27 protein-coding genes and 2 tRNA genes are annotated in these 25792 nt (G+C 61.8%); 14 read left to right on the top strand and 15 right to left on the bottom strand.

The genetic code is table 11. From position 1 onward, the window contains the following. Positions 1–43: 43 nt before the first annotated feature. On the top strand, positions 44–1792 hold the full coding sequence (locus ACZ2HM_RS07130; protein ID WP_470426612.1) for a putative bifunctional diguanylate cyclase/phosphodiesterase: 1749 nt from the start codon (positions 44–46) through the stop codon (positions 1790–1792). On the opposite strand, the gene ACZ2HM_RS07125 is transcribed toward ACZ2HM_RS07130, so the two are convergent. From ACZ2HM_RS07125 to ACZ2HM_RS07110, 4 genes are read right to left on the bottom strand one after another with little or no spacing between them, the layout of a single operon-like run. After that, the gene (locus ACZ2HM_RS07125; RefSeq protein WP_470426611.1) at positions 1756–2967 is read right to left on the bottom strand and encodes a CCA tRNA nucleotidyltransferase; all 1212 of its coding nucleotides are present in this window, start codon (positions 2965–2967) and stop codon (positions 1756–1758) included. The two genes, ACZ2HM_RS07130 and ACZ2HM_RS07125, sit on opposite strands and share 37 nt — an antisense overlap. Then, a complete protein-coding gene (locus ACZ2HM_RS07120; protein WP_470426610.1) occupies positions 2948–3559 on the bottom strand; it encodes a CoA pyrophosphatase in 612 nt (203 codons plus the stop codon). The genes ACZ2HM_RS07125 and ACZ2HM_RS07120 overlap by 20 nt, the downstream gene beginning before the upstream one ends. After that, a complete protein-coding gene (locus tag ACZ2HM_RS07115; protein WP_096063095.1) occupies positions 3556–4122 on the bottom strand; it encodes a DUF1285 domain-containing protein in 567 nt (188 codons plus the stop codon). The genes ACZ2HM_RS07120 and ACZ2HM_RS07115 overlap by 4 nt, the downstream gene beginning before the upstream one ends. A gap of 43 nt (positions 4123–4165) precedes the next feature. Beyond that, complete coding sequence (locus tag ACZ2HM_RS07110) at positions 4166–4702, bottom strand: GNAT family N-acetyltransferase (RefSeq protein WP_470426609.1); 537 nt, start codon at positions 4700–4702, stop codon at positions 4166–4168. Positions 4703–4812: 110 nt separating this feature from the next. On the opposite strand from ACZ2HM_RS07110, the gene ACZ2HM_RS07105 reads away from it, so the two are divergent. After that, positions 4813–5196: a dihydroneopterin aldolase gene (locus ACZ2HM_RS07105; RefSeq protein WP_470426608.1), complete on the top strand. Its 384-nt coding sequence runs from the start codon at positions 4813–4815 to the stop codon at positions 5194–5196. On the opposite strand, the gene ACZ2HM_RS07100 is transcribed toward ACZ2HM_RS07105, so the two are convergent. Then, a complete protein-coding gene (locus ACZ2HM_RS07100; RefSeq protein ID WP_470426607.1) occupies positions 5197–6144 on the bottom strand; it encodes an isopenicillin N synthase family dioxygenase in 948 nt (315 codons plus the stop codon). 103 nt (positions 6145–6247) lie between these two features. On the opposite strand from ACZ2HM_RS07100, the gene ACZ2HM_RS07095 reads away from it, so the two are divergent. Further along, positions 6248–6655: an EVE domain-containing protein gene (locus ACZ2HM_RS07095; RefSeq protein WP_470426606.1), complete on the top strand. Its 408-nt coding sequence runs from the start codon at positions 6248–6250 to the stop codon at positions 6653–6655. A 150-nt stretch (positions 6656–6805) separates the two neighbouring features. After that, positions 6806–7087 (top strand): hypothetical protein, encoded by a 282-nt coding sequence (locus ACZ2HM_RS07090; RefSeq protein ID WP_037477094.1) that lies wholly within the window; start codon positions 6806–6808, stop codon positions 7085–7087. Positions 7088–7143: 56 nt separating this feature from the next. Here ACZ2HM_RS07090 and ACZ2HM_RS07085 read toward each other — a convergent pair whose 3' ends face one another. Next, a complete protein-coding gene (locus ACZ2HM_RS07085) occupies positions 7144–7446 on the bottom strand; it encodes a glycine zipper 2TM domain-containing protein (RefSeq protein ID WP_470426605.1) in 303 nt (100 codons plus the stop codon). Positions 7447–7567: 121 nt separating this feature from the next. Here ACZ2HM_RS07085 and ACZ2HM_RS07080 point away from each other — a divergent pair, with 121 nt between their 5' ends. Then, a complete protein-coding gene (locus ACZ2HM_RS07080; RefSeq protein WP_470426604.1) occupies positions 7568–8008 on the top strand; it encodes a cupin domain-containing protein in 441 nt (146 codons plus the stop codon). Between the two features lie 488 nt (positions 8009–8496). On the opposite strand, the gene ACZ2HM_RS07075 is transcribed toward ACZ2HM_RS07080, so the two are convergent. The 4 genes from ACZ2HM_RS07075 to ACZ2HM_RS07060 form a co-directional block, all read right to left on the bottom strand. Further along, positions 8497–8571, bottom strand: a tRNA-Thr gene (locus ACZ2HM_RS07075). Positions 8572–8599: 28 nt separating this feature from the next. Further along, a complete protein-coding gene (locus tag ACZ2HM_RS07070) occupies positions 8600–9457 on the bottom strand; it encodes a hypothetical protein (RefSeq protein ID WP_470426603.1) in 858 nt (285 codons plus the stop codon). Continuing rightward, positions 9454–10758 carry a replication-associated recombination protein A gene (locus tag ACZ2HM_RS07065; protein WP_470426602.1) on the bottom strand — a complete coding sequence of 435 codons (1305 nt, stop codon included), beginning with the start codon at positions 10756–10758 and terminating at the stop codon, positions 9454–9456. Before ACZ2HM_RS07065 ends, ACZ2HM_RS07070 begins: the two co-directional genes overlap by 4 nt. A gap of 27 nt (positions 10759–10785) precedes the next feature. Beyond that, on the bottom strand, positions 10786–11964 hold the full coding sequence (locus tag ACZ2HM_RS07060) for a glycosyltransferase family 4 protein (protein ID WP_470426601.1): 1179 nt from the start codon (positions 11962–11964) through the stop codon (positions 10786–10788). Between the two features lie 126 nt (positions 11965–12090). Here ACZ2HM_RS07060 and ACZ2HM_RS07055 point away from each other — a divergent pair, with 126 nt between their 5' ends. Together ACZ2HM_RS07055 and ACZ2HM_RS07050 are read left to right on the top strand one after the other, a co-directional pair. Further along, complete coding sequence (locus tag ACZ2HM_RS07055) at positions 12091–12309, top strand: hypervirulence associated TUDOR domain-containing protein (protein ID WP_037473443.1); 219 nt, start codon at positions 12091–12093, stop codon at positions 12307–12309. Positions 12310–12367: 58 nt separating this feature from the next. Then, entirely contained in the window at positions 12368–13021 is a 654-nt protein-coding gene (locus tag ACZ2HM_RS07050) for an MOSC domain-containing protein (RefSeq protein WP_470426600.1), read from the top strand. Between the two features lie 19 nt (positions 13022–13040). On the opposite strand, the gene ACZ2HM_RS07045 is transcribed toward ACZ2HM_RS07050, so the two are convergent. After that, the gene (locus tag ACZ2HM_RS07045) at positions 13041–13961 is read right to left on the bottom strand and encodes a GT-D fold domain-containing protein (RefSeq protein WP_470426599.1); all 921 of its coding nucleotides are present in this window, start codon (positions 13959–13961) and stop codon (positions 13041–13043) included. Positions 13962–14078: 117 nt separating this feature from the next. On the opposite strand from ACZ2HM_RS07045, the gene ACZ2HM_RS07040 reads away from it, so the two are divergent. Further along, positions 14079–14780, top strand: coding sequence for an NAD-dependent deacylase (locus ACZ2HM_RS07040; protein ID WP_470426598.1), 702 nt, complete (start codon positions 14079–14081; stop codon positions 14778–14780). Here ACZ2HM_RS07040 and ACZ2HM_RS07035 read toward each other — a convergent pair. The 3 genes from ACZ2HM_RS07035 to ACZ2HM_RS07025 form a co-directional block, all read right to left on the bottom strand. Continuing rightward, positions 14777–15805 (bottom strand): FecR family protein, encoded by a 1029-nt coding sequence (locus ACZ2HM_RS07035; RefSeq protein ID WP_470426811.1) that lies wholly within the window; start codon positions 15803–15805, stop codon positions 14777–14779. The genes ACZ2HM_RS07040 and ACZ2HM_RS07035 overlap by 4 nt on opposite strands. Next, positions 15729–16328, bottom strand: a complete 600-nt coding sequence (locus ACZ2HM_RS07030) for an RNA polymerase sigma factor (RefSeq protein WP_037472959.1) — start codon at positions 16326–16328, stop codon at positions 15729–15731. Before ACZ2HM_RS07030 ends, ACZ2HM_RS07035 begins: the two co-directional genes overlap by 77 nt. Before the next feature lie 179 nt (positions 16329–16507). Next, a complete protein-coding gene (locus tag ACZ2HM_RS07025) occupies positions 16508–16699 on the bottom strand; it encodes a hypothetical protein (RefSeq protein WP_069066355.1) in 192 nt (63 codons plus the stop codon). Between the two features lie 130 nt (positions 16700–16829). Between ACZ2HM_RS07025 and ACZ2HM_RS07020 the strand changes: the two genes are divergently transcribed. From ACZ2HM_RS07020 to ACZ2HM_RS06995, 6 genes are all read left to right on the top strand, one after another. Beyond that, positions 16830–16914, top strand: a tRNA-Leu gene (locus ACZ2HM_RS07020). Between the two features lie 68 nt (positions 16915–16982). After that, positions 16983–18599, top strand: coding sequence for a trigger factor (tig, locus tag ACZ2HM_RS07015; protein ID WP_037475007.1), 1617 nt, complete (start codon positions 16983–16985; stop codon positions 18597–18599). A 139-nt stretch (positions 18600–18738) separates the two neighbouring features. Then, complete coding sequence (locus tag ACZ2HM_RS07010; RefSeq protein WP_470426597.1) at positions 18739–19728, top strand: glycosyltransferase family 2 protein; 990 nt, start codon at positions 18739–18741, stop codon at positions 19726–19728. Positions 19729–19817: 89 nt separating this feature from the next. Beyond that, entirely contained in the window at positions 19818–20453 is a 636-nt protein-coding gene (locus tag ACZ2HM_RS07005) for an ATP-dependent Clp protease proteolytic subunit (RefSeq protein ID WP_037475003.1), read from the top strand. A 139-nt stretch (positions 20454–20592) separates the two neighbouring features. Further along, a complete protein-coding gene (gene clpX / locus ACZ2HM_RS07000; RefSeq protein WP_069066358.1) occupies positions 20593–21861 on the top strand; it encodes an ATP-dependent Clp protease ATP-binding subunit ClpX in 1269 nt (422 codons plus the stop codon). Between the two features lie 366 nt (positions 21862–22227). Then, positions 22228–24804 (top strand): TonB-dependent receptor, encoded by a 2577-nt coding sequence (locus tag ACZ2HM_RS06995; protein WP_470426596.1) that lies wholly within the window; start codon positions 22228–22230, stop codon positions 24802–24804. 196 nt (positions 24805–25000) lie between these two features. Here the strand turns inward: ACZ2HM_RS06995 and mtgA are convergent, their stop codons facing one another. Further along, on the bottom strand, positions 25001–25699 hold the full coding sequence (mtgA, locus tag ACZ2HM_RS06990; protein WP_470426595.1) for a monofunctional biosynthetic peptidoglycan transglycosylase: 699 nt from the start codon (positions 25697–25699) through the stop codon (positions 25001–25003). Positions 25700–25792: the final 93 nt, after the last annotated feature.

The raw sequence follows: 25792 nt of genomic DNA, 5'->3' as shown, positions 1-25792 counted from the left end.
AGACGTTTCCTGAAAATTTACCGGTTCCCGATATCGCGGGGCCATGGAATCCATTGCGGCGTGCAATTGGCCAGTGAAAAGGTCCAGCGAAGATCCCCTCGGCGGGGGGGATGCTGCACAGGTCGATCAGATGGTGGCCAGCCGCCAATGGTTGGCAGCCTTGCCACAGCCGTCCGCCATCTTATCGGTGCAGGATGAAGACGACATCGTCGTGCTGGAGGCCAACGCCGCGTTCACCGAGGCCTTCCGATCGCGTGGACTATCGCACATCATGGAACAGGTCGCTACCGAATGGCGCGATCGGGTCAAAAGTTTCATAAGGTCGGATCGACCCTGCGATAGCTTCGAACTGCGGCGCGACGGCGCGTTGGGGCCGGAATATTTCATGTGTACGATCGGGCGACTCCCCACCGATGGCCCACCCCATTTTCTCTTCACGGCGATCGATCGCACCAGCGACCGGACGATGGAGAAGAATCTGCGCCGTGAGCTTCTGTCGGATGGCTTGACGGCGCTCCCCAACCGGACCGGGTTCGGTGAAGAGATTGACGATCGGCTCAGTAACAGCGTCTGGCCGGACAATGCCCAATTTGGCATCATTGCAATCGATCTCAGTCGTTTCAGCCGCGTCAATGAATCGCTCGGCCCGATGGCGGGTGACGAACTGCTGATCACGGTGGCCAAGCGGCTGAAATCCAGCCTGCGGCAGGGCGATGTGCTGGCACGCATCGGCGGCAATGACTTTGCCATTTTTGCGCGTCTTAACAATGGCCTATCAGACGCTTTGCATATCGTGCAGAGGATCAGGGAAGCGCTCAGTTCCCCGATTCGGCTCAGCGATCTGCAGATCCGGGTGGACTGTGCCATTGGGTGTGCGCTGTCGATCGACCTGGACGATGATCCGGACGATGTGGTGCGCAAGGCGCAGGCGGCGGTCAAGATCGCGAAGCGCAGCGGCAAGGTCGAAATCTATCGCAACGGCGTGTTGAAGGAAGCGCAATGGCGCTTTTCGATCGAGAGCCGGTTGCGCGAAGCGCTGGCCCATGGTGGCCTGACGCTGGCCTATCAACCGCTCATCCATCTCCAGACCGGCGAAATCACCGGTTTCGAAGCGCTGGCGCGCTGGCATGACCCCGAATTGGGGCATGTTCCACCGGTCGAATTTATCGCTGTGGCGGAGGAAAGCGGCCTGATCACGTCGCTTGGCCGCTGGGCCGCCTATGAAGCGGCGCAGGCGCTATCGCGCTGGGACGTGCGTTATGGCCAGCCCTTGCCGGTCGGCGTCAACGTCAACCTCTCGCCCATCCAGATGGCGCGCGATGATGTCGCCTCCATGTTCGAGGAAGCATTGCGCTATTCGGGCGTTGCCGGCAGCCGGTTGACGGCGGAACTCACCGAAAGCGCAATCATCGCCGACCCTGACAAGGCGCGCAAACTCTTGTTCGCACTCAAGGATCTGCAGATGCCGATCGCGATGGACGATTTTGGCACCGGCTTTTCCAACCTCGCCAGCTTGCACAGCCTGCCGATCGATATTCTCAAGATCGACCGCAGTTTCGTGTCGTCCATGGCGGAGGATCGCGACAAGGCGGTCATCGTCCGCACCATCCTGTCGCTGGCCGAATCGCTCAACCTCAAGGTCACGGCCGAGGGTATCGAGACGCAGGAACTGGCGCTCGCCTTGCAGCAGATGGGCTGCTGGCAGGGGCAGGGCTATTATTTCGCCAAGCCAATGAACGAGGCCGATGCCTTCGATTATTGGCGTGCGCGCTGGAACTTCGAAACCGTCTGATCGGCGATTACGCCCACGCGCTCTGCATCAGGAAAACCCTCTTCCACCCAGATTTTCTGCACCTCGTGCAAGGCCTTGGCGACATCCGGGCCGGGCGGCAGACCGCGCGCGATCAACGCACCGCCGCTGATCGGCAATGTCGGCGGCGTCCATCCGTCAAGCGAACCGAGCGCCGACAAGGGCCGGTCGACATCGAGCAGCAGCCGATCGACCGCGCTTTCCGGCCCCACTCGGTAGGCCAAGGCACGCGGCGCTTCATCCGCTGGTCCCGGTTCGACCGCCAGCACCAGCCGCTTGCGCGCTTTGTTCGACAGTTTGAGCCGGGCGCCGATCTGATCCACGGCAGCCGGGTCAGGCGGTAACAGGGCGGCCAGTCGCCGGAGCGCCGAGGGTGGCGTCTCCGAAGCCGCCTCGCGCGCCATCACCGTCTCGACCCGGTCGATGCCTGCCATATCGACTTCGGGCAGAACCGCCCGCAATATGCCACCATCGACCATCAGCCGCAGCGCACGGAGAGGCGCCGCAACCGCCAGCAATTTGATCAGTTCATCCGCAATGCGTTCGCGCGACAAAGCCATCAGGCTTTTGGCGGCGGCGCGGCACGCGGCATAGGCGTCATCGTCCACCACATCACCGCCATAACGGGCGAGGAAGCGGAAATAGCGCAGGATGCGCAGATGATCCTCGGCAATGCGCGCCTCGGCGTCCCCTATGAAGCGCAGGCGTCGCGCCTCCAGATCGGCGACACCGCCGAAGAAATCTGTGACCTCTCGGCTCAACGGATCGGCATAGAGCGCATTGATGGTGAAATCGCGCCGCGCCGCATCTTCGCGCCAGTCGTCGGTATAGGCGATGGTCGCCCGGCGGCCGTCGGTGCTGACGTCCCGCCGCAGCGTCGTGATCTCCACGGGCCAGCCCGATAGGACCGCAGTAATGGTGCCATGGTCGATGCCCGTCGGCACCGCCTTGATCCCCGCCGCCTTGAGCCGATCGACCACATCATGCGGATCGAGCGTGGTCGCAATGTCCAGGTCGTTGACCGCAAGCCCCAGCAACCCGTCGCGCACCGCCCCGCCGACGAAGCGCGCTTGCCCCTGCGCCGCGCCCAGCGCGTGGAGCAGGCCATCGAGGCCTGGCCGGTGTCGCCACTCGGCGTCAGGCAGCAGGATGGTCATGGCCGAGCCTGCGCGAAAGGTTAGCGAGGATGGCTGCGGTCACGCCCCAGATGCGACGCTTTTGCCAGATAATCTCATAATAATGCCGCATAACCCCATCAAATTCCACGACATGGCGGGTGCGGTTGGCCGGGTCGAGGGCATAGGCCAGCGGCAGTTCGAACCAGTCGGCCACTTCGCTCTCCTGCGCCCGTAAAGGCAGGTCGGGCGGCACCACCGCCAGCACCGGCACGATGTCGAAACCCGTGAAGGTATGATAGCGATCCGACGTGCCGATGACCTGCGGCACATGGCGCGGCAGGCCGATTTCCTCCTCCGCCTCGCGCAAGGCACCCGCAATCTCGTCCGCATCCTCGGCATCGACACGGCCGCCCGGAAAAGCGATCTGCCCCGCATGTTTGCGCAAAGCTGCCGACCGCTGTGTCAGGATCAGGCCCGGCTCGCGCCGGTCGGTGACCGCCACCAGCACCGCCGCCGGGGCCAGCGCAAGCGTCCCGTCGATGCGCGGATCGCGCGTGTCCGACAGCAGCACATCCGTCTCGCGCTGATGCCCTTCCCGAAGCGCGGCGCGCAACCGCTCCGCCAGCGTCATGCGGTCCCGTCCAGCGGAAAGAAGCGGCCATGGCTCCACAGGCCGACCCGTTCGCCCGCTTCCTCCAGCGCCATGTTCATCATCTCATAATAGACGCTGCGGTTAATGAGCGCTTCCAGCCCGCTACGCACATGGAGATAGGGGTGGGGACCATCCGCCGTTTCGCGCACGACCAGTTCATGATCCGGCCCCGCTGCGATCAGGTCGCCGGTGTTGAGGCGGAAGGCGAGCGCGCGGTCCCGTCCTTCGCCTTCGCTCTTCAATTCGACGGCGACGAACGGCGCATCTTCGACCACGATATCGAGTTTCTCGACCGGCGTGACCAGCACATAGCTGCCGTCCGGCTCGCGGCGCAGGATCGTGGAAAACAGCCGCACCATCGCTTCCCGCCCGATCGGCGACCCTTGATGAAACCAGGTGCCATCACGCGCGATCCGCATCTCGCTGTCGCCGCAATGGGCGGGATTCCATTGCTCTACGGGCGGCAGGCGCTTTTCATCGGCCAGCCGGGCAATATCGGCCAGGGACAGGGTGGCGAGGTCGGGGAGGGGCTCCATGGGCATGAGATCGAGATAGGCACGGCCTTGCCCGAAGGCAAAGGGGGATTCAGGCCGCGACCGCGATTCTGGGGCCGAGCATCCCGATACCGCCCACGGCACGGCCATCGACCGACAGAGCCAGCAGGCGGCGCGGCTCGAACGGGCCAGGCGCATCCCATCCGCCGGTGCCCTGGGCATCAAAGCCCCAAAAGCGGCCATAATATTCCGGGTCGCCGATCATCATCAGCGGCTCGCTGCGCCGGTCGCGGGCGGCATCGATCACGGCGTCCATCATCGCGCGGCCATGGCCGCCCTTCTGATGGGCTGGCTCAACCGCGACCGGGCCAATCATGATGAGCGGCATCTGCGTGCCATCCGCCTGCGTCAGCGCGACGGGCCAGCTTTGCAGCGATCCGATCAACATCCCGTCAGCGTCCAGCGTGGCGACGGACAAGTCGGCCAGCCAGGGCATCCCATCCCTGATCCGATACGCCGTGCGACCATGGCGATCCGGTCCGAAGGCGGCATCCAGCAGCGCCTCGATCGCCATGACAGGCTGACTATTCAAGGGAACAATCTGAGACACGTCTTGCCGATCCGCCATCAATGGCGCATGGACCGCGCCGGAAGCGGCGGGCTTTAGCGCTCGCGTCGCAAAATGAAAGACTAAAGAGGCCCGTCGCAACAGCAGCAACGGGCTGCATATGGCGGGCCATGCAGACTGGATTTGACGATTTTCTGACGTTGGAGGTCAATAATCTCCATGTCGACGTGCTGACCGGCATCTATTCGGAGGAGACGCATCTCCCCCAGCCGTTGCGTATTTCCATCCGCGCACGGCTGAAGATTGCCGATCATTATGCGCCGGACACGCCGCTTGGCCAGTCCAAAAATTACATGGACCTCAAACATGCCGCGTCCACCGCGCTACCCGAAGGCGTGCATTTCACGCTGATCGAGGCGGTGGCCGACCATATCATCGACACCATTTTCATGCAGGATGCGATGGTCAGCCATGTCGAGATGAAGATCGTCAAGCTCGCCCTGTCCGAACGGGGCGAGGAAATCGGCATCACGCTCGGACGCGGGCGGAAATGATCAGGCCTTTTTGATCAGCCCGATCTCGATCAACCGCTCGGTCAGATAGTCGTGCGCGGTGATCGGTGGATCGCGGCGCGGATTTTCATCGCTCACGCATTGCGGCAGCGCGTCGATCAGGAAATCCGGACGCAGATGCAGGAAGAAGGGCATCGAATAGCGCGAATGGCCGCGCCGCTCCGGTGGCGGATTGACGACGCGATGGCTGGTCGAAGGCAGCAGATGGTTGGTCAACCGCTGCAGCATGTCGCCGACATTGATCGCCAGCGCGCCGGGCGGCGGCACCACCGGCAACCAGTTGCCGTTGCGATCCTTCAACTCCAGTCCACCTTCCTCCGCGCCCAATAGCAGGGTGATGAGGTTGATGTCCTCATGCGCGCCCGCACGAATGCCCGGAGCCTGCGGCGATACGGGGGGATAATGGAGCAGGCGCAGGATCGAATTGCCCTTGTCGATCGGCCCGTCGAACCAGCGTTCGGGCAAGTCGAGATACAGCGCGATCGCCGACAGCAATTCCGCGCCGACGCGATCGAACTCGCGATAGAGCGGGGCGAACACTGCCTTGAACTCCGGCATGTCGTCCGGCCAGACATTAGGCGGCATGGTTTGCGCCAGCGGATCGCCCGCAGGCAGATCCCGGCCGACATGCCAGAATTCCTTGAGGTCATTCTCGCTCGCGCCCTTGGCGATTTCCGTGCCGAACGCAGTATAGCCGCGCTGCCCGCCATTATTCTTCGCGTCATAGCGGCACTTGACCGTATCGGGCAGGGCGAAGAATTCCCTCGCCATCGCCCATCCGGCGTCGATTAACGGCTGGTCCATCCCATGGTCGCGCACCATCGCGAAACCGAACTGCTGGAAGGACCGGCCGAACGCCTGGGCAAAATCGGCTTTGTCCAATTCTGCCATGGACAGGACCGGGACTTGGTCGATCATCGTCTGCGACACGTCATTATCTCCAAAAAATCGTCGCTGCGCGCCCTCTGCTGGCGGCGCGGCGGTGCATGACGCCATCCTTGATCGGCCAACGACGCTGATGCAAGGAGGCAGAATGAACTATTGGCTGATGAAATCGGAACCCGACGTATTTTCCTATGACGACCTGGTCACCAAGGGAAAGGCGGAATGGGACGGCGTGCGCAACCATGCGGCGCAGGGGCATATGAAGGCGATGCGCAAGGGCGACCTGGCCTTCTTCTATCACAGCAATATCGGGGTGGAGGCGGTCGGCATCATGACGATCATCGAAGAGGCTGCGCCCGATAGCACCGACGATAGCGGAAAATGGATCGCGGTGCATGTCGCGCCGCATCGGAAAATGGATCGCCCGGTCACGCTCAAGGCCATGAAGGCTGATCCGGCGCTCGCCGACATGGTCATGCTGCGCCAGTCGCGCCTGTCGGTGTCGCCACTGACACAAACGCAGTTTGAGCATATCGTCGCCATGTCCAAGGGATGAGGGTCTCCGCAGGCGGATTGCGTTCGGCGCAACCGCATGGTCGTTCTTTGCGATTGCTGTCATGCCGCGCTGCAACATAAAAGCGTCGTCAACAGAACAAGAATATACAGAGGTGTTTGATCGGCATTCACAAGGAGAAAACCCATGCGAATGCTGTCCAAGTTTGTTGCCGCCAGCGCCCTGAGCGCTTTTGTTGCCATCGCCGCCCCTGCCCAGGCTGAAGAAGCTGGCAAGCAGCGCTTCACGCACGAAGGTTATACCTATGTGTATGAAGTAAAAGACACGAAAACCGGCAAGCTGATTTCCGGTCGTCGTTTCCCTGATGCCGTCGCGTTCAACCTCTCGGTCAAGAACGGCCGCGTGTCGGGCGTGTCGGGCGGCCAGAATGTCGCGTTCAAGGTCGACGAAGCGCGCGGCGCAGCGTCGAACTGATTTTTCGATCCGTCGAATAAAAAAAGGCGGCGTCCGACGGGACGCCGCCTTTTTTGTTAGCGGCAGCGACGCTTGCTGTCGATTTCCTTGCCCAACAGCGCGCCGCCAGCGGCACCAAGCAATGTGCCGGTCGTGCGTTCGCCGCGCGTATCGATGGCGCGACCCAGCAGGGCACCGCCCACGCCACCGACGATCAGGCCGGTCGTGCCGTTGGATTTACGGCAATAGGTGCGCCCGTCGCGACCGCGCCACTCCTTGTAGCGACGATTCTTGCGCGCTTCCGCACCTTCGATCGGGATCGCCATCGACATCGGGATGGCCAGCGAAACGGCCGCCAGGGCCAGCATTGCTTTACGCATGAAATTCTCCTCCATTTGCGTGACTTGATGCTTGAACCCCCGCATATTGATCGAGGTTGCATTAACGTCTGACAACGACGTAAGCAGTTGTACTAAAATCGATAAAAGTTGAGGTAAGCCGATGCGCGCGGACGACGAACGGGATGGACGGGCGCTGATCGCCGCGCTCGACCTCTCGCCCCACCCCGAAGGCGGCTGGTATCGCGAAACCTGGCGCGCTGCCGCTGCCCCTGGCGAACGCGCAGCGGGCACGGCGATCCTGTTCCTGCTCGAAGCCCATCAATCCTCCCATTGGCATAGGGTGGATGCGGACGAGCTTTGGTTCTGGCATGCCGGTGCGTCTTTATCGCTGTCCGTCGCGGCAGAGGGCGAACCGGCGCAGACGATTTCCCTCGGCCCGGACATCATGGCTGGGCAGATGCCGCAGGGCAGGGTGCCCGCTTATCATTGGCAGGCCGCAGCACCCCAGGGCGGCTGGACGCTGGTCAGTTGCACGGTGACCCCGGCCTTCGATTTTGCCGGTTTCACGCTGGCCCCGCCAGGCTGGGCACCGCCGCAATAGGGGCGGGGAAAACTTATCCACAGTTATCCACAGATTTGCGTGTGGCACCGTCATGATTCTGTCCGATTTCGCTTGGAACGACTCGGACGAGGTGAGACCATCTCTCTATCGGAACATAGGGAAATGGCGCGATCCATTTCAGAAAATGCTGATTTATCAGTATTTTGTCTATGTGACTGATGGTCCGGCGATAGGGCAAGCCCGCAAGGGCGCAGCCAATAGCCGGGTCGGTCGTCAGGGCCGCTGCCGGGTACGCGCGAAAGTGAACGTCGGGCATCGGAACAGGTACGACCAGCGACGGGAAAGCAGCCCTTGGCTCACCCCGAAGCACCCGATGCGGCAGTCTTTCTTTGGGAAGGCGGTCGGATCGCAAACGCCGGGCCGATGATCGCATCCCGCCAGGGACGCGGATCGCTTGACCCGACGGACGTGGGGATCGGCAGCAATGCCGGTCCCCATTTTTGTTTTGAGTCTGATCGGGCGGACAATGGTGCCGGATGCAGGATTTGAACCCGCGACCTTCGGTTTACAAAACCGCTGCACTACCCCTGTGCTAATCCGGCGCGCCCATCGGGCCGAACGCCCTTACTATCAGATGATGCCGAACGTCCAGCCCTCTGTTGCAGCGATATGCGGCGTCAGGGGCGCGGGCGACCAAAGCGCCGGTTCCAGCGCCGCCCGCCGCATCCAGGCGGCCGTGACGATCGCATCCGCGCCATGGTCATCGGGCAGCGATTCGGCATAGGGCGCAGACTCCAGCGCCGCCAACGCCGCGTTGATCGCCTCCAGATCGCGCATCTTGCTCCGCCCCTTGGGCCGCCCCGCAGCGCGCGCGGCAATGCTGGTGTAGATTTCTACGATCAGCGAACCGGTGGTGGGCAGGGGATCGAATGGCCATATCGGCACATGCGGGCGCAGATGGTGCAGCAGCCGCATCCCTGCAAAACTGGCCTTGGCGACCTGCGCCGCGCCGATCGCGTCATAGACGGTGGACGGCTTGCCGCCGCCGCCCACATTATAATGGGCTTCGCAGGCACGGTTATGCATATAATCGGCCTTCGTCCCGTCCGCCTTGCCGAAATAGAAATGACGGCGATGGGCGATCTCCAACAGGCTGGCCGCGCCCAGGTCGACATCGTCGCACACCGACTCGACATAGGCCCAGAAGGAGGGCGCATCCTGCGGCACCACATCGCCCGGCAGATAGGCCCCGCGCGCAACATAAGGCGGGGCAAAGCTGAAATCGAAGCCGAACAAGGTCGAGGCCTGCGCGCAAGTCGCGATTAGCCAGTCGGCGACCGCCTTGCGTGACCAGAAACGCTCGGCCGGTGCGACCAGGCGCGGCGCGGCATCGCCCGCATCGCATACCGCCACCGCAATCCCCTTGTGCCGCGAACCCTTCGCCCCCGACCAGTCGATGGCGACAAAGCGGTCGAAGCGCGGCGTCATGCCTCCTGCCGCTCGGCGCGCAACCGGTTCCAATGCGCGATCCGCTCGGCAATCCGCGCTTCGAAACCGCGATCGCTCGGCGCGTAGAAAGTCTGCGGCGTCATCTCTTCCGGCCAGTAATTGGCGCCGGAAAAGCCTTCGGCCGTATCATGGTCATATTGGTAACCCTTGCCATAGCCGACCTGTTTCATCAGCTTGGTGGGCGCATTGACGATGTTCATCGGCGGCATCAGCGATCCGGTATCGCGCGCCGACTTGAACGATGCTTTCATCGCCGCATAGGTGGCATTGGATTTGGGCGCGGTCGCGCAATAGAGACAGGCCTGCACGATCGCCAGTTCGCCTTCGGGGCTACCCAGAAATTCATAGGCGTCCTTGGCGGCCAGGCATTGAACCACCGCCTGCGGATCCGCGAGGCCGATATCTTCGGTCGCGAAGCGCACCAGGCGGCGCAGCACATAAAGCGGCTGTTCGCCCGCCGTCAGCATCCGCGCCATATAATAAAGCGCGGCCTGCGGGTCCGACCCGCGCAGCGATTTGTGCAACGCCGAAATCAGATTATAATGCCCCTCCCGATCCTTGTCATACACCGCGACGCGGCGGTGGAGCAGGGCGGACAGCCCCGCCGGATCGAGCGGTTCGGGTAGGTCGATCGCATAGAGCGTCTCGACCTGGTTCAGCAGAAAACGCCCGTCGCCATCGGCGCTGGCGAGCAGCGCATCGCGCGCGGCAGAGGTGAGCGGCAGGGGCCGCTGCGTCAACGCCTCCGCCCGGTCGAGTAATTGTTCGAGCGCGGTTGCGTCCAGCCGCCGCAGGATCAAGACCTGCGCGCGCGACAGCAGGGCCGCGTTCAACTCGAAGCTGGGATTCTCCGTCGTGGCACCGACCAACGTCACCGTGCCATCCTCGACAAAGGGCAGGAAGCTATCCTGCTGGGCGCGGTTGAACCGGTGGATCTCATCCACGAACAGCAACGTCTTGGCACCCTGCCGCGCATGGTCCTTCGCGGCGGCAAAGACTTTTTTGAGGTCCGCAACCCCTGAAAACACCGCCGAAATCGGCTCGAACCGCATCGCCACGGCATCGGCCAACAGCCGCGCGATCGTCGTCTTGCCGGTGCCGGGCGGTCCCCACAGGATGATCGACGACAGCCGCCCCGCCGTCACCATCCGCCCGATCGCACCATCCGCTGCGGTCAGATGCTCCTGCCCGACCACCTCCGCCAAAGTGCGCGGCCGCAACTGGTCGGCCAGGGGCGCATGATCGCGCGCAGCATCGTCGGAAGCGAACAGGTCAGCCATGGACACTATATAGGGAGGGCAGGGCGCTCAGGGAACGGGGCTGGATCGCAGCACCATGCCCTGCGCCCGCTGGCGGATCACGCGCAGATAGGTGTCGACCAACGCCTGGTTGACCTGATTCCAGCCATTGCGCTCCGCCCGTGTGCGCGCCGCTTCACCTGCACGGGCGCGCGCGGCACCATCGTCGCAATATTGTTGCAAGGCATCGGCGAAATCGCCGATCGCGCCGGGGCGGATCAGCCGCCCGGTGACGCCATCCGTCACCAGGCTTTCGCTGCCGGTCGCCCGCGCGGCCACGGTGGGCAAGCCACAGGCCATCGCTTCCAGCGTCACATTGCCGAAGGTCTCCGTGACCGACGGATTGAACAACATGTCCATGCTGGCGACCGCCCGCCCCAGATCCGGCCCGCCCTGAAAGCCGGTGAAGACGGCGTTCGGCAAGCGGTTCTGGAACCATTCACGCGCTGGGCCTTCCCCCACGATCAGCACCTGATGCCGCACCTGCCGCGCCGCCAACTGGTCGATCGCATCGGAAAAGACGTCCAGCCCCTTTTCCATCACCAGCCGTCCGATAAAGCCGATCACCGGTGCGTCATCGGCCATGCCCAGCGATTGCCGCCATTCCAGGCTGCGGCGGCCGGGATTGAAGATGTCGCGATCAATGCCGCGCGTCCAGATGCCGACATCATAGCTCATCCGCTGTTCGCGCAGCAGCTGCGCCATCGAATCGGACGGCGCGACGATCGCATCGCAGCGGCGATAGAAACGCCGCAGCATCGATTCGATCAACGGCTCCAGAAAGGCGAGGCCATAATAGCGCGGATAGGTTTCGAACCGGGTATGGACCGACGCCACCGTCGGCAGGCCATGGTCGCGCGCCCAGCTGAGCGCCCGATGGTTCAGCGGGTCGGGGCTGGAAAGATGGATAAGATTGGGCTGGAACGCCTTGAGATCGCGGCGAACCTGCACCGACATGCGATAGGGGACACGATATTCCTTGCGCCCCGGCACCGGGAAAGACGGCGTGCTGACCAGATCACCGGCAGGCGCGAACGCCGGCGTGTCGGTGGTCGGCGCATAGACCCGCACTGCCGCGCCTTGCCGCAGCAGATAGCCGACAAAGCGGTTGAGCGCCTGGTTCGCGCCATCGCGCACATAATTATAGTTGCCGCTGAACAGGGCAACGCGAAGGCCGGATGCATCCATCGCCGCCCCTTAGCCCAACAGAATGTAAAACCCAAGGGAACCGGTTAAGCCGTTGGGAATTTTGACCTTCGCTTGTCATGTAAACCGGCTGGCGCAGCATGCGCCCGACAGGAAGAGGATGCCCTGATGACCGAGACATTTCGCAAGGGAAAGCGGGTCAAGTGGAACTGGGGGCAGGGCGTCGGCCGGGGTCACATTACCGAGCGGTTCGACCGTCATGTCGAACGCACGATCGAAGGGTCGCTGATCCGCCGCAACGGATCGCCCAACGATCCCGCCTTCCTGATCCATTCCGACAATGGCGGCGAAGTGCTCAAGCTGCGTTCGGAAATCAGCCCGGCCTGACGCCACCTGCCGCCGATCGGCCCTCGCCAGCGGTCCGTAGTCATGGCAACATGGCGGCATGGATACGCCCTTCATGACGGTCGATGCCCTGCTCGTCGGCAAACCGGCCCCCTTTCGCGGCCCCGACTATAGCGCCATCGCCAAGACCCCCGTGACCGGCCCGGTGCGGATCGGCTGGGGCGGGCTGGAGGGCGATCAGGTCGCCGACCCCATCCATCATGGCGGCTGGGACAAAGCGATCCATCTCTACCCGCAGGACCATTATGCCTGGTGGCGCGACCGCAAGCCCGGCCACCCGCTGCTGGGCGCGCCCGGCGCCTTTGGCGAGAATATCGCCGCGCGCGGCATGACCGAAGAGACGATCTGCTTAGGGGATCGCTTCACCCTGGGCAGCGCGATCGTGGAGGTCAGCCATGGTCGCCAGCCCTGCTGGAAGCTCGACCATCGTTTCGGCGCGCGCGATGTCTTGGCCACCATCGTCAAGACCGGCCGATGCGGCCTCTATTTCCGCGTGATCCGCGAGGGCGAGGCGCAGGCAGGCGAGCGCATGGCCTTGCTCAACCGCCCCTTGCCGGACTGGCCCATCGCCAGGGTGTTTCACCTGCTGATCGGCGGCGGACACAAGGCAGACCGCGGCGCGGTGGCGCAACTGGCCGATATGCCGGTCCTGGCGGAAGCATGGCGGGACCGGGCGCGACGGCTTTCGATTTAGGACCGATCTGCGCAATCCTCTAAACCCAGCGCTTTCCTCTGAAATTATAGTCTTTAAAGATCGGTCGCGTAGTCTTTCCACTCAAAACGTCGAATAAACTACCAAGATCCAAAGCCACTGCGCCATGACGCTTGGCTACGTCGCAATAAATTTTGCCGAATAGCCCGGCGCCAACCAAAACGAGTTTGCCACTCAGATCTTTTGACAGGATTGAGCAAACTTCGTCGAATCTTCCTCCAAAATGAGATTCTTCGAAGCTTTCAGGTATGTACCGCTGTACCGGAACCGGGATAAAATCGATCAGGCGATTTCCTAGTTTTTCTTTGAAGATGTGGTGTAGCTCGTGCCGGCCGGTGATGACAATAATCTCACGGCCTAGCGCAAGGAGTGCATCGAACTCGTCAACTAGATCGAGATGAATCCAGGCGGACGTGATAATAGTGTTACGTAATGCATCGCCTTCCAGGCTTTGTCTGAGATAATCACGTGCATATGTAAGTCCTAGCGCAGCATAGGCACTTTTTTTCTCGATGACCTCTGGGATGAGCTTCAATTCATTCATGCGAAAGCTTCGGACGCCGCGCCAATCGGCATTATCGATCGCAATGACTACCCGTTTGCAGAACTGTTCAGCCACTTTTTCGCTAATTGGAAAATGATTTTGACCGTTAAACTCATGACAAAATGTCTCGAACAATGCCGGATGAGACCTCGGTTGCGTCATACTAAAGGCATTACCTTCGCCATTTCCAACTCTAATCAGAGAAAAAGCACGACGATTCTTTAAATGCTCCTCAACAGTTGAAAGGAGCGTCGGTATGGACCCGGATTTATGATAAATGAAGGCGGATGACCGTTCGATTGTCATCTGTTTTAGCGCAGGATTGCTGATATGAAGTCGCCTAAACTCATCAAGGCAAAAAGCCATCGTATCTTGCATCTTATTGATCCATTCTCTGGGTCAAAGTGACATTGCTTAGGCAGGCAACTGCCATCTTCTATAAACATCGGTGCAAAGATAGCCGATATCGAAGAAGCGATTTTCATGGGCGGAGATATGAAGCAACTTTTTACAAATGTCGTCATCCTCACCGGCGCGGGCATTTCCGCCGAGAGCGGCCTTGCCACCTTTCGCGGGCCGGATGGCCTGTGGGAAGGGCATCGCGTCGAGGATGTCTGCACCCCTGAGGCACTGGCGCGCAACCCCGCGTTGGTGCATCGTTTCTACGACGAGCGTCGGGAGAAGCTGGCAACCGTCTCCCCCAATCCGGCGCATGAAGCCCTAGCCGCGCTGGATGCCGCCTGGCCCGGCGAATTGCTGATCGTGACGCAGAATGTCGATGACCTGCATGAGCGCGCCGGGGCAAAGCGGCTGATCCACATGCATGGCGAACTGCAATCCGCGCTCTGCGCCGCCTGCGGCCAGGCGGTGCCGTGGACGCAAGCCTTGCCGCCGGGGACGGCCTGCGCCGGATGCGGGCAACCCCGCTTGCGCCCCGACATCGTCTTCTTCGGTGAAATGCCCTATCAGATGGATGCCATCGACGAAGCGGTGCGCCGCGCCGACCTGTTCGTGTCGATCGGCACATCGGGCGCGGTCTATCCCGCCGCCGGCTTCGTGCAGACCGCCCGCCATGTCGGCGCTCGCACGTTGGAACTCAATCTCGATCCGTCGGCCGGCAGTATCTATTTCGAAGACAGCCGCCTCGGCCCGGCCAGCCAACTCGTGCCGCAACTGGTGCGGGAGTTGCTGGGTTAAGACCTGTCGCTCTCGCCCGCCTGCGTTGGCTCTTCGTCACGATAGAGCAGCATGACCGATCCATCCTCGCCCCGCACAGTACGGACGGGCAATGTCCGTTCCAGCGCCGATAGGAATGCGCGACTGTCATGCACGCGGAAGCGGCCGCCGATTCGGAGCGGCGACACGCGGGTATCGCCGATCAGGATCGGCGCTTTGCGATAGCGGTTGAATTCGGCCGTCGCCTGCTCGATGGTTTCACCATCCAGTTCCAGCATCTGATGGCGCCAGGCGATGCGCTGGCTGACCAGCCTGTCGCCCAACCGCGTCAGCACGATGGTCCGCGGCTGGATCACCGCGCCATTGCCAGCGGTCACCCGTTGCTGCGCCTTGTTGCCGCAATGGACCGTCACCGTGCCGTGCGTCACGGTCAATTCGGTCAGCGCCGGCCGCATCCGCACGTTGAAGGCGGTGCCGACGGCGCGGATCAAGGCGGATCGCACCTCCACGTCGAACGGGCGTTCGCTGTCGGGGGCCACCTCGAAAGAGGCCTCGCCCTTCACGATCCGCACCTTGCGGCCATGGCCGGTAAAGCGGACTTCCACTTCGCTGTCGCTGTTGAGGTGAACGATTGAGCCATCGTCGAGCGTGACGTCGCGAATTTCGCCAAGCGCCGCGTCATAGCGATCGACGCCGCTGAACGTGCGGACGGTGACGATGGCGGCAAAGATGAAGAACAGGATCGCGACGGCGGCGGCGATCATGATGTTGCGCGACAGGCGGCGCTGCTGCTCTTCGCTGACGATCTCCGGCATCGAAGGCAGGGTGACATCGGCGGCGGCGCTCTTGAGGCGCTCGGCCGCGTCCCATGCGGCTTCGGCACGGGCAAAGGCTACGGCATGGCGTGGGTCGCACTCGACCCAGTCGCAAATCTCGGCTTCTTCCTGGGGTGTCGGATCGCTATGAAGCTTAGCCAGCAGGCGCGCGGCTTCCGCTTCGATCGCGTCCCTGGGACCGCTGCTTGAAGTTGGCCCCGACGCCTGCACGCTCGAAATCCGTTTCCTCACGTTCCGCCCAGGCCCGCATAACTATTGCGATTGCTTTGGCTAGATGTTTTTCAACTGTAGAAACGGATAGCGACATGTCCTCCGCTATTTCCAGCATCGATTTTTCGTGGATGCGACGAAGAATGAAGACGCGACGACATTGCGGCGGCAGCGATTCGACAATGGTTTCGACCTGACGCAGCGCTTCGCGGGCGTGCAATTGCGCTTCGATATTATTGTCGCCGCCCAGCAATTCCAGATCGGCGATCGTTTCGAAACTGACCACCTTGTTGCGGCGGGCCGTGTCGATCACGAGGTTGCGGGCGATCGTGAACAGATAGGCGCGGCCCGTCGTCACATTTTCCCAATTATCGGTGGCATAGGCCCGCGCCATGACTTCCGCGCACATATCCTCCAGCTCATGGGCTGAGGGAAGGATGCGGCGAAGGCGACCGCGCAGCGCGGCCTCCTGCGGCAATATCACGGTCTTGAACCATTCTAATTTGGCGCGAACCTTATGCACGTCGACCCCCTTATTTTGTCAGCCGCGCCTCTCCCGATTTCTTTTTTCTTTCACAATTCAATCATGCTTGCAGGGGGCTGTCCAGCGGCGCGGCGACGAAATTTTTGCGATCGACCAAATTGTTCCATCTTTGGGTAAGAAAATTATCGATATGTGGTTTTGATCACACTGTTCGTTACTCAGTCCGGGGGAAACTCTGCCGGTGCGCGGTTGGGCTGGTCATAATCCGGGCCGACAGGCACGATTTCGTCCGGCTCGGTCATCGGCAATTCGACCGGAGTCGCGGGCGGGGGCATCTCATCGGGCGACTGCGGCTCGATGATGTCGGGCGGGGGCAGGCCGTCGGGATTGGGATCGGGCTGGGTAGCCATGATTGCGGCACTCCTTTATGGGGTTGGTCGATAGGCTACGCACGGCCCGGCAACAGGGTTCCCGGCATCATGCCACTATCCCTTGCCTCTTTCCCCGCTTTTCTCTATGCCGCGCCGACCGGCGACCGATGCGGGCGTGGCGAAATTGGTAGACGCGCCAGATTTAGGTTCTGGTATCGCAAGATGTGGGGGTTCGAGTCCCTTCGCCCGCACCAGTGCGCCAGGCCCCGGCCCATCGCAGGCGCCACCGAAATTCAGCTGAAGAAAGCGTTTGAGAGAAGAGATGCAGACTGTCGAGACGTTGAACGAGGGCCTTAAGCGCGCCTACACCGTAACCATCACGTCGAAGGATATCGACGCGCGAGTGGAAAAGGAAGTCAAGACCATGGCGCCGCAGGTGCGGATGCCTGGCTTCCGTCCAGGCAAGGTGCCCGCCAACCTGGTCAAGAAGATGCATGGCGAGGCTTTGCAGCGCGACGCGCTCAACAACAGCATCCAGGAAAGCATCCAGAAGCTGATCGCCGACCAGAAGCTGCGTCCCGCGATGCAGCCTTCGGTCGAGCTGGACGAGGGTTTCGAGTTCGGCAAGGATGCCGAGATCAAGGTCGCGCTGGAAGTGCTGCCTGAAATCGCCGCCCCCAGCGTCGATGGCCTCAAGCTTGAGCGCCTGACCGTTCCCGTGAGCGACGAACAGGTCGCGGAATCGGCCGGTCGCATCGCCACCCAGCAGGGTGCACTGGAAGAACATGCCGACGATCATGTCGCGCAGGACGGCGACACGCTGGTCATCGATTTCGTCGGCAAGGTCGATGGCGAAGCCTTTGAAGGCGGTTCGGCTGACGACATCCGGCTCAAGATCGGCGCGGGCCAGTTCATCCCCGGTTTCGAAGAACAGCTGACCGGCGTGAAGAAGGGCGAAGAAAAGACCATCGAGGTCACCTTCCCCGAAGATTATGGCGCGGAACATCTGGCCGGCAAGGCGGCGACCTTCGACGTCACCGTCAAGTCGATCCTGGACGGCGACAAGCCCAAGCTGGACGACGAGTTCGCCAAGTCGCTGGGCCTGGAAGGGCTGGAGCAACTGAACGACCTGCTCAAGGGGCAGATCGAGCAGGAGCATAACGGCCTGACCCGCACCCACATGAAGCGCAAGCTGCTCGACCAGCTCGCCGCTTCGCACGACTTCGACGTTCCGCCGAGCATGGTGGAAGCCGAATTCGAGCAGATCTGGGCGCAGCTTCAGCATGAAGCGGGCCATGAAGAAGACCCGGCCGCCGCACTCGCCGAGATGGAAGCCGAGAAAGAAGACTATCGCGCCATCGCCGTGCGTCGCGTCCGCCTTGGCCTCCTGCTCTCGGAAATCGGCCAGGCCAATGGCGTGACCGTGTCGGAACAGGAAATGAACCGCCTGATCATGCAGGCCGCGCAGCAATACGGCCCGCAGGATCGCGAGCGTTTCGTGCAATATGTCCGCCAGGACGCGATGGCCGCCGCCCAGCTGCGCGCCCCGCTCTATGAGGACAAGGTCGTCGACTATCTGTTCGACAAGGCCGAAGTCACCGAACGCACCGTGACCAAGGAAGAGCTGGAAGCAGCGATCGAAGCCGAAGACGGCGACCTCAAGCCGCATGTGCATGGCCCCGATTGCGGTCATGACCATGACGAAAAGCCGAAGGCCAAGAAGGCTGCGCCCAAGAAGAAGGCCGAGGCGGAAGACGCCCCGGTAGCCGAAGAAGCGCCCCCCGCGGAAGAAGCTGCGCCCAAGAAGGCTGCACCGAAAAAGGCTGCCGCCAAGAAGGATGTCGCCGAGGACGCGGTCGCAACCGAGGAGGCACCCGCCGCCGAGGCCGCGCCCAAGAAGAAGGCCCCTGCCAAGAAGGCCGCTGCCAAGGCCGAATAAGGCTTTCGTCAGACTGAAAGAGCGCCCGGCTTCCTCGTGAAGCGCGGGCGCTTTTCATGTCTGGGCCATTATGGCAGAGGAAATATTAACCCTGCCGGTCCATGTCTTGGCGCGCGGACGACCAGAGGATAGGCTGACGATGAAGGAATTTCCGCCCGTGGATATGGCTCTCGCCAGCGATGCTGCCGCCGGATCGCCGCGCATCGCGGTCATCCTGCCCTGCTACAATGAGGCAGAGGCCATCGTGCAGACGGTGGCCGACTTCCGCCGCGCTTTGCCGCAGGCGGTCATCTACGTCTTCGACAACAACAGCAGCGATGGCAGTCGCGACCTGGCCGCCGATGCGGGCGCGATCGTCCGCCGCGTATCGCAACAGGGCAAGGGCCATGTCGTGCGCCGCATGTTCGCCGACGTCGATGCCGACATCTACATCATGGCCGATGGCGACGCGACCTACGAAGCCGCCGCCGCCCCGGCGATGGTGGCCGCCATGCTCGCCGACAATCTCGACATGGTGGTCGGCTGCCGCAAAAGCGAAGCGGAGGAAGCCTATCGCCCCGGCCATCGCCTCGGCAACTGGGCGCTGACCGGCCTGCTCAAACAATTGTTCGGCCGCAGCTTCACTGACATCCTGTCGGGCTATCGCGTCTTTTCCCGCCGCTTCGTCAAAAGCTTCCCGGTGCTGTCCGCCGGATTCGAGATCGAAACCGAGATCAGCGTCCACGCGCTCGAACTCGCCATGCCGGTGGCCGAAGTCATCACCGCCTATGGCGCGCGACCCGAAGGATCGGTCAGCAAGCTCAGCACCTATCGCGATGGCTTCCGCATCCTGCGCACCATCATCACCCTCTATCGCATAGAGCGGCCGGTGCTGTTCTTCGGCATCATCGCCGCCTTCTTGGCTCTGCTCGCGCTCGGCCTCGCTGCGCCCCTGATCGTCACCTATATGGAAACGGGCCTTGTACCCCGCTTCCCGACCGCGATCCTGGTGACCGGCCTCATGATCCTCGCCACCCTTTCGGCGATGTGCGGCCTGATCCTCGATACCGTCGTGCGCGGCCGCCGCGAAGTGCGTCGTCTGGCCTATCTCGCCCACCGCGCGCCGTCCGATTACGCCGCGCGCGACTAGCCCGATTGCGCTGCACCTGTTCCCCCTTGAACCTGCCGCCTTTTGTGACGATGTAGGGGTGGGCAAAAGCAGCTGACTGAAAGAGCATAATGACCGATATCATGACCAACCCCATGGCCGCGCTGGTCCCCATCGTGATCGAACAGTCGAACCGTGGCGAGCGCAGCTTCGATATCTTCTCGCGCCTGCTGCGCGAACGGATCATCTTCGTGACCGGCCAGGTCGAAGATCATATGGCCTCGCTGATCGTCGCCCAGCTGCTGTTCCTCGAATCGGAAAATCCGAAGAAGGACATCTGGATGTACATCAACTCGCCCGGCGGCGTGGTGACGTCCGGCATGGCGATCCACGATACGATGAAATATATCCGGCCCAAGGTCGGCACGCTGTGCGTTGGCCAGGCCGCCTCGATGGGCAGCTTCCTGCTGGCCGCGGGCGAGCCGGGCATGCGCTTTGCCACCACCAACAGCCGGATCATGATCCACCAGCCGTCCGGTGGTGCGCAGGGGATGGCGTCCGATATCGAGATCCAGGCCAAGGAAATCCTGCGTATCCGCCGCCGCCTGAACGACCTCTATGTCAAATATACCGGACGGTCGTTGGAAGAGGTTGAGAAGGCGATGGATCGCGACACCTTCCTCGAAGCGGACGAGGCCAAGGCTTTCGGCCTTGTCGATGAAGTGTTCGACCAGCGGCCTTCCTTGGCCGATCCGTCGGATAGTTGATGGCTGACTTTGCCGCGGCGCGCCACTTCTCCCCTTGTGGAAACGGCGCGCCACGGTCTAGGATGGCCTTTGGACCAGAATATCCCTCGCCGATGCGATCAGGTCGATCGTGGAACCGGCAGGGAAGAAAGAATGGCGAATGACTAAGCTTACCGGCTCCGATTCAAAAAGCACGCTTTACTGCTCCTTCTGCGGCAAGTCGCAGCATGAGGTGCGGAAGCTGATCGCGGGGCCGACCGTGTTCATCTGCGACGAATGCGTGGAACTGTGCAACGACATCATTCGCGAGGAGACCAAGGGCGGTCTCGTCGGCAAGAAGGATGGCGGCGTGCCGACCCCGCAGGAAATCTGCGATGTGCTGGACGATTATGTGATCGGCCAGAACCGGGCGAAGCGCGTCCTGTCGGTCGCGGTCCATAACCATTATAAGCGCCTCAACCATGGCTCGAAGCCGGGTGAGGTCGAACTCGCCAAGTCCAACATCCTGCTCGTCGGTCCCACCGGTTGCGGCAAGACCCTGCTCGCGCAGACGCTGGCCAAGACGTTCGACGTGCCCTTCACCATGGCCGACGCCACGACGCTGACCGAAGCGGGCTATGTCGGCGAGGATGTCGAGAACATCATTCTCAAGCTGCTCCAGGCGTCCGACTATAATGTCGAAAAGGCGCAGCGCGGCATCGTCTATATCGACGAAATCGACAAGATCAGCCGCAAGGCCGAAAACCCCTCAATCACCCGCGACGTGTCGGGGGAGGGCGTGCAGCAGGCGCTGCTCAAGCTGATGGAAGGCACTACCGCGTCGGTACCGCCCCAGGGCGGCCGCAAGCATCCGCAGCAGGAGTTCCTGCAGGTCGACACAACCAACATCCTCTTCATCTGCGGCGGGGCCTTTGCGGGTCTGGAAAAGATCATTGGCGACCGTCTGGAAGCCAAGTCGATCGGCTTCGGCGCCTATGTCGCCGCGCCTGAAGAGCGCAAGACCGGCGAATTGCTGCGGTCGAGCGAGCCGGAAGATCTGCTCAAATTCGGCCTCATCCCCGAATTTGTCGGCCGTCTGCCGGTCATTGCGACGCTCGAAGATCTGGATGTCTCCGCGCTGGTCAAGATTTTGGTCGAGCCGAAGAACGCGCTGGTCAAGCAATATGGCAAGCTGTTCGACATGGAGAATGTCGACTTGAGCTTCACCGACGACGCGCTAACCGCGATCGCCAAGCGCGCGATCGAACGTAAGACCGGCGCGCGCGGGCTGCGTTCGATCCTCGAATCGATCCTGCTCGACACCATGTTCGATCTTCCCTCGATGCAGGGCGTGGGCGAAGTGGTGGTCGACAAGGATGTGGTCGCAGGCAAGAAAGAGCCGGTCCGCGTATTCAGCGAAAAGCAGAATCGGGCCGAAGACGCCGCCTGACGTCTTCCTGTCCATAACTGATCCCAAAGGGGCCGACGCGCGATCGTCGGCCCCTTTTTTATGATCTGCGGGTGCAGCGCACAAAAATTCCTGCTGCGTTGCAAAATTGCACCACTGTCAAACTAAGTCCCCACCGCACTATTAAGTCACTAAAATGCAATGATTTATGGCCAGAGGCGGGGCATCCCCAAGCGCAACGGCGCGGGGTGGTGGAGGAATGTGACAGTCTGGATGCTGCATTGTAACAAATTTGCAATCAGAGCATCACAGGGCCGTCGCCAGTAACCGCCAAATGCGGTCCCGGCTTGAGAGAACAGCACAGCACAGGCGCCCACGCGCCACCTTTGAAAAAGGGAAAAGGGTCAAATGAAACAGTTTCTAATGGGCAGCGCCGCGATCATCGCCGTCGCCATTCCGGGCGCCGCCTTCGCGCAATCGACCGGTTCGTCGGACTTCGAAGACAGCATCATCGTCACCGGCGCGCGCGTCGATCAGGGTGTCGGCGGCGTCAAAATCCCTGACTCGCCCAAAGCAAAGGTCGTCCTTGGCCAGGAAATCATCCAGGCGCAGCGCCCCGGCCAGACCATCAACGAAATCATCAACCTGGTGCCGGGCGTCAGCTTCACCAACAACGATCCTTGGGGTTCGTCGGGCGGCAGCTTCACCATCCGCGGCTTCAGCTCGGACCGTATCTCGCAGACATTCGACGGCATCCCGCTCAATGACTCCGGCAACTATGCGATCTACACCAACCAGCAGGTCGATGCCGAACTGATCCAGAACGTCAACGTCAACCTGGGTTCGACCGACGTCGATAGTCCGACCGCTGCGGCCGTCGGCGGCACCGTCAACATCCAGACGATGGAACCGAGCGACGAATATGGCGTGCTGGCTAGCGTCAGCTACGGCAACATCCTGGCCGAAGGTGCGGGCGATCGCCCCTATTTCCGCATGTTCGGCGTTGTGAACACCGGCGACCTGACCGGCCATGGCACCAAGGCTTGGTTCTCGGCCTCGCGTCTCAAGAACGACGCTGCCTTCGCCAACTATGGCAAGGTGTACAAGCAGCAGTATAACGCCAAGATCTGGCAGGACATTGGTGACAATGGTGATTTCATCGCGCTGTCGGGTCACTATAACCAGAACCGTAACAATTTCGGTGGTTCGCCGCTGCGTGCTAACGCCATCACCGGTGACAAGTCGGGTCGCTTCTACAATATCGGCAACGCCGCCACCGGTGGCGGCTATCCGTGCAATGTCAGCGCAACCAGCACGCCAAACACCTGCGGCACGGAATTCGAACGTCGCTTCAACCCGTCCAATACCGGCAACGTCCGTCTGAACTCCAAGTTCACGCTGACGGATCGCCTGATCTTCTCGGTCGACGGTGCCTATCAGTGGGTGAAGGCCAACGGCGGCGGCACGACCAGCGCCAATGAAACCCTCTTCACCGATGCGACCGGTTTCTCCGGCACCGGTAACTATAATGGCAGCTTCTACTTTGGTCGGGATCTGAACGGCGACGGCGTCCTTGGTCGCGTAACCGTGTTGCAGCCCAGCCAGACCAACACACGCCGCTGGGTCGGCATCGCCAACCTCGCTTACGAGATCAGCGATGCGCACCGCGTTCGCCTGTCCTACTCTTATGACCGTGCGCGCCACCGCCAGACCGGCGCTGCGGGCTTCCTGGATCAGGGCGGCACGCCTTTTGACGTATTCCCGATCAACGATCCGATCGCTGACGCGGCAGGCAATGTGCTGCAAAAGCGTGACCGCAAGTCGATCGCCGAACTGAACCAGATCGCCGGTGAATATCGCGGTCAGTTTTTCGAGGACAGCCTGACCGTCCTGATCGGCGCGCGCATGCCGTTCTTCAAGCGTGAGCTTGATCAGAATTGCTTCACCACCAGCTCGGGCGGCTTCGTGAACTGCGTGCCGGAAGATCAGCTGGCTGCCTACATCGCGACCCATCCCTACAGCTATAACGCGACCACCGGTCGCGCGACGGGTTCTGCTCTGCCGCAGGAACGCAAGCTGAAGTACGACAAGTTCCTGCCGAACATCGGCGCGACCTTCAAGATCACGCCGGAAATCAGCATCGCGGGCAGCTATGCCAAGAACATCTCGGTGCCTAGCACCGACGCGCTCTACAATGCCTTCGTCTTCCCGGCGGACAGCGACTCGGCCTACCGCGTCGCCGAAACCTCGGACAGTTTCGACGCCAGCATCCGCTACAATTCGTCGAAGGTGCAGGCTGCGATCACCGGCTGGTATTCGAAGTACAAGAACCGTCTCGTAACCGCTTATGACATTGACGGTAACGGCACCGATACCAACCTGGGTCCGGTGAAGAAATACGGCATCGACAGCAGCATTTCCTACAGCCCGATCAAGGAAATCACCGCCTACCTGTTCGGTTCGTACATCAAGTCGGAAATCCAGAATGACACCGTGACGGCCAGCTGCGCTCTCGACAGTGACATTCAGCTCGCCGGCCTGTGCTACACGCAGGATGGCGTCAACTTTCTGCGCACCGCCGGTAAGCGGGAACGCAGCGCGCCGAAATATCTGTTTGGTGGCCGTCTCCAGGGCAATCTGGGCGACTTCACCATGGGCGTTCAGGCCAAGAAGACCAGCTCGCGCTTCATGAACGACATCAACGGCAACGTGCAGACCGCGACGACCAGCACGGGCGTTACCAAGTTGATCGCTCCTGGTGCGAAATTTGGTGCCTACACTGTCGTAGACCTGGATATCCGCTACTCTCTCGCCAGCTTGGGCATGGAAAAGGGCGCGATCCAGCTCAACGTCAGCAACCTGTTCGACAAATTCTATGTCGGCTCGTTCAGCGGTGGTCTGGACACGCTCGCCAGCTCTTCGTCGGCCTTCGTGAACTTCGGCTCGCCGCGCGCGATCAGCGCCTCGCTGATCGTCGGCTTCTAAGCCTGAACGACACCGCAAACAGAAAAGGGCGGGGAGCAATCCCCGCCCTTTTTCTATGCCTGCAATGGCGCTGTCCTACTTGGCTACGCCCGCCTATAAAAGGCTATGGCCCGTTGGGCCGTACTTGCCGATGGGATCAGCCGCGCACAACTTTATGTCGAAATCTGCGGGAAATGTGCGAAGTTAAGGGGATGCGTTACCGCAAACAGCTATCCAGCCCGTCCCGCTGCACCGCGCCGATCCGCGCCGCGATCGTGTTGCCATAGCGGCGGGTGAACCCCGTGGGCGCAACGGCGGCGCGTTTCTTGGGGAGGGGGAGGATGGCGGCGATGCGGGCGGCTTCCGCGCGCGTCAACTGGCCTGCGCCATGATTGAAATAGCGGATCGCGCCCGCCTGCGCGCCATAGGTGCCGATGCCGGTTTCCGCGACGTTGAGATAGACTTCCATGATCCGCGGCTTGCCCCAGATCGCCTCGATCAGCACCGTGAACCAGGCTTCCAGCCCCTTGCGCACGAAGCCGCCGCCCTGCCAGAGAAACACATTCTTGGCTGTCTGCTGGCTGATGGTCGAGCCGCCCCGGATGCGCCCGCCGCTGGCATTGTTCAACGCGGCCTTGGTGATGGCATCGACATCGAAGCCATGATGGGTACAGAATTTTCCATCCTCCCCGGCGATCGCCGCGCGCGCCATGTCCGGGTCCATCTCGTCGAGTGGCATCCAGTCCTTGGTAATACCATTGGCATCGAGCAGCATCGTGATGGTCACCGGCGGCGGCACGAACCGATAGATGACGACTATCAGCAGCGACAGGACGACGAAGCCAAAGACGATCTTGAAGGGAAGGACGATCCAGCGCGAACGGCGACGGGGAGAGCGGAGGGGTTTTGCGGTCATGGCATGAGCGTAACGCACTCCCGCCACGCCGCTCAAGCCGCACACACAAAAAAGGCCCCGGCTTTACGCCGGAGCCTCTTAATGTCGGTAGGC

The organism is Sphingobium sp. KKT206 (assembly GCF_055640555.1).
This window is presented reverse-complemented; position numbering and strand designations above follow the sequence as displayed.

Coding starts and splice junctions, on each gene's coding strand:
- ACZ2HM_RS07005 (WP_037475003.1), top strand. CDS start 19,818: ATGACCGATATCATGACCAACCCCATGGCCGCGCTGGTCCCCATCGTG.
- tig (WP_037475007.1), top strand. CDS start 16,983: ATGCAGACTGTCGAGACGTTGAACGAGGGCCTTAAGCGCGCCTACACC.
- ACZ2HM_RS07125 (WP_470426611.1), bottom strand. CDS start 2,967: ATGACCATCCTGCTGCCTGACGCCGAGTGGCGACACCGGCCAGGCCTC.
- ACZ2HM_RS07060 (WP_470426601.1), bottom strand. CDS start 11,964: ATGGATGCATCCGGCCTTCGCGTTGCCCTGTTCAGCGGCAACTATAAT.
- ACZ2HM_RS07045 (WP_470426599.1), bottom strand. CDS start 13,961: ATGCAAGATACGATGGCTTTTTGCCTTGATGAGTTTAGGCGACTTCAT.
- ACZ2HM_RS07080 (WP_470426604.1), top strand. CDS start 7,568: ATGCGCGCGGACGACGAACGGGATGGACGGGCGCTGATCGCCGCGCTC.
- ACZ2HM_RS07065 (WP_470426602.1), bottom strand. CDS start 10,758: ATGGCTGACCTGTTCGCTTCCGACGATGCTGCGCGCGATCATGCGCCC.
- ACZ2HM_RS07105 (WP_470426608.1), top strand. CDS start 4,813: ATGCAGACTGGATTTGACGATTTTCTGACGTTGGAGGTCAATAATCTC.
- ACZ2HM_RS07095 (WP_470426606.1), top strand. CDS start 6,248: ATGAACTATTGGCTGATGAAATCGGAACCCGACGTATTTTCCTATGAC.
- ACZ2HM_RS07055 (WP_037473443.1), top strand. CDS start 12,091: ATGACCGAGACATTTCGCAAGGGAAAGCGGGTCAAGTGGAACTGGGGG.
- ACZ2HM_RS07090 (WP_037477094.1), top strand. CDS start 6,806: ATGCTGTCCAAGTTTGTTGCCGCCAGCGCCCTGAGCGCTTTTGTTGCC.
- ACZ2HM_RS07130 (WP_470426612.1), top strand. CDS start 44: ATGGAATCCATTGCGGCGTGCAATTGGCCAGTGAAAAGGTCCAGCGAA.
- ACZ2HM_RS07050 (WP_470426600.1), top strand. CDS start 12,368: ATGGATACGCCCTTCATGACGGTCGATGCCCTGCTCGTCGGCAAACCG.
- ACZ2HM_RS07120 (WP_470426610.1), bottom strand. CDS start 3,559: ATGACGCTGGCGGAGCGGTTGCGCGCCGCGCTTCGGGAAGGGCATCAG.
- ACZ2HM_RS07025 (WP_069066355.1), bottom strand. CDS start 16,699: ATGGCTACCCAGCCCGATCCCAATCCCGACGGCCTGCCCCCGCCCGAC.
- clpX (WP_069066358.1), top strand. CDS start 20,593: ATGACTAAGCTTACCGGCTCCGATTCAAAAAGCACGCTTTACTGCTCC.
- ACZ2HM_RS07115 (WP_096063095.1), bottom strand. CDS start 4,122: ATGCCCATGGAGCCCCTCCCCGACCTCGCCACCCTGTCCCTGGCCGAT.
- ACZ2HM_RS07010 (WP_470426597.1), top strand. CDS start 18,739: ATGAAGGAATTTCCGCCCGTGGATATGGCTCTCGCCAGCGATGCTGCC.
- ACZ2HM_RS07110 (WP_470426609.1), bottom strand. CDS start 4,702: ATGGCGGATCGGCAAGACGTGTCTCAGATTGTTCCCTTGAATAGTCAG.
- ACZ2HM_RS07040 (WP_470426598.1), top strand. CDS start 14,079: ATGAAGCAACTTTTTACAAATGTCGTCATCCTCACCGGCGCGGGCATT.
- mtgA (WP_470426595.1), bottom strand. CDS start 25,699: ATGACCGCAAAACCCCTCCGCTCTCCCCGTCGCCGTTCGCGCTGGATC.
- ACZ2HM_RS07070 (WP_470426603.1), bottom strand. CDS start 9,457: ATGACGCCGCGCTTCGACCGCTTTGTCGCCATCGACTGGTCGGGGGCG.
- ACZ2HM_RS07085 (WP_470426605.1), bottom strand. CDS start 7,446: ATGCGTAAAGCAATGCTGGCCCTGGCGGCCGTTTCGCTGGCCATCCCG.
- ACZ2HM_RS06995 (WP_470426596.1), top strand. CDS start 22,228: ATGAAACAGTTTCTAATGGGCAGCGCCGCGATCATCGCCGTCGCCATT.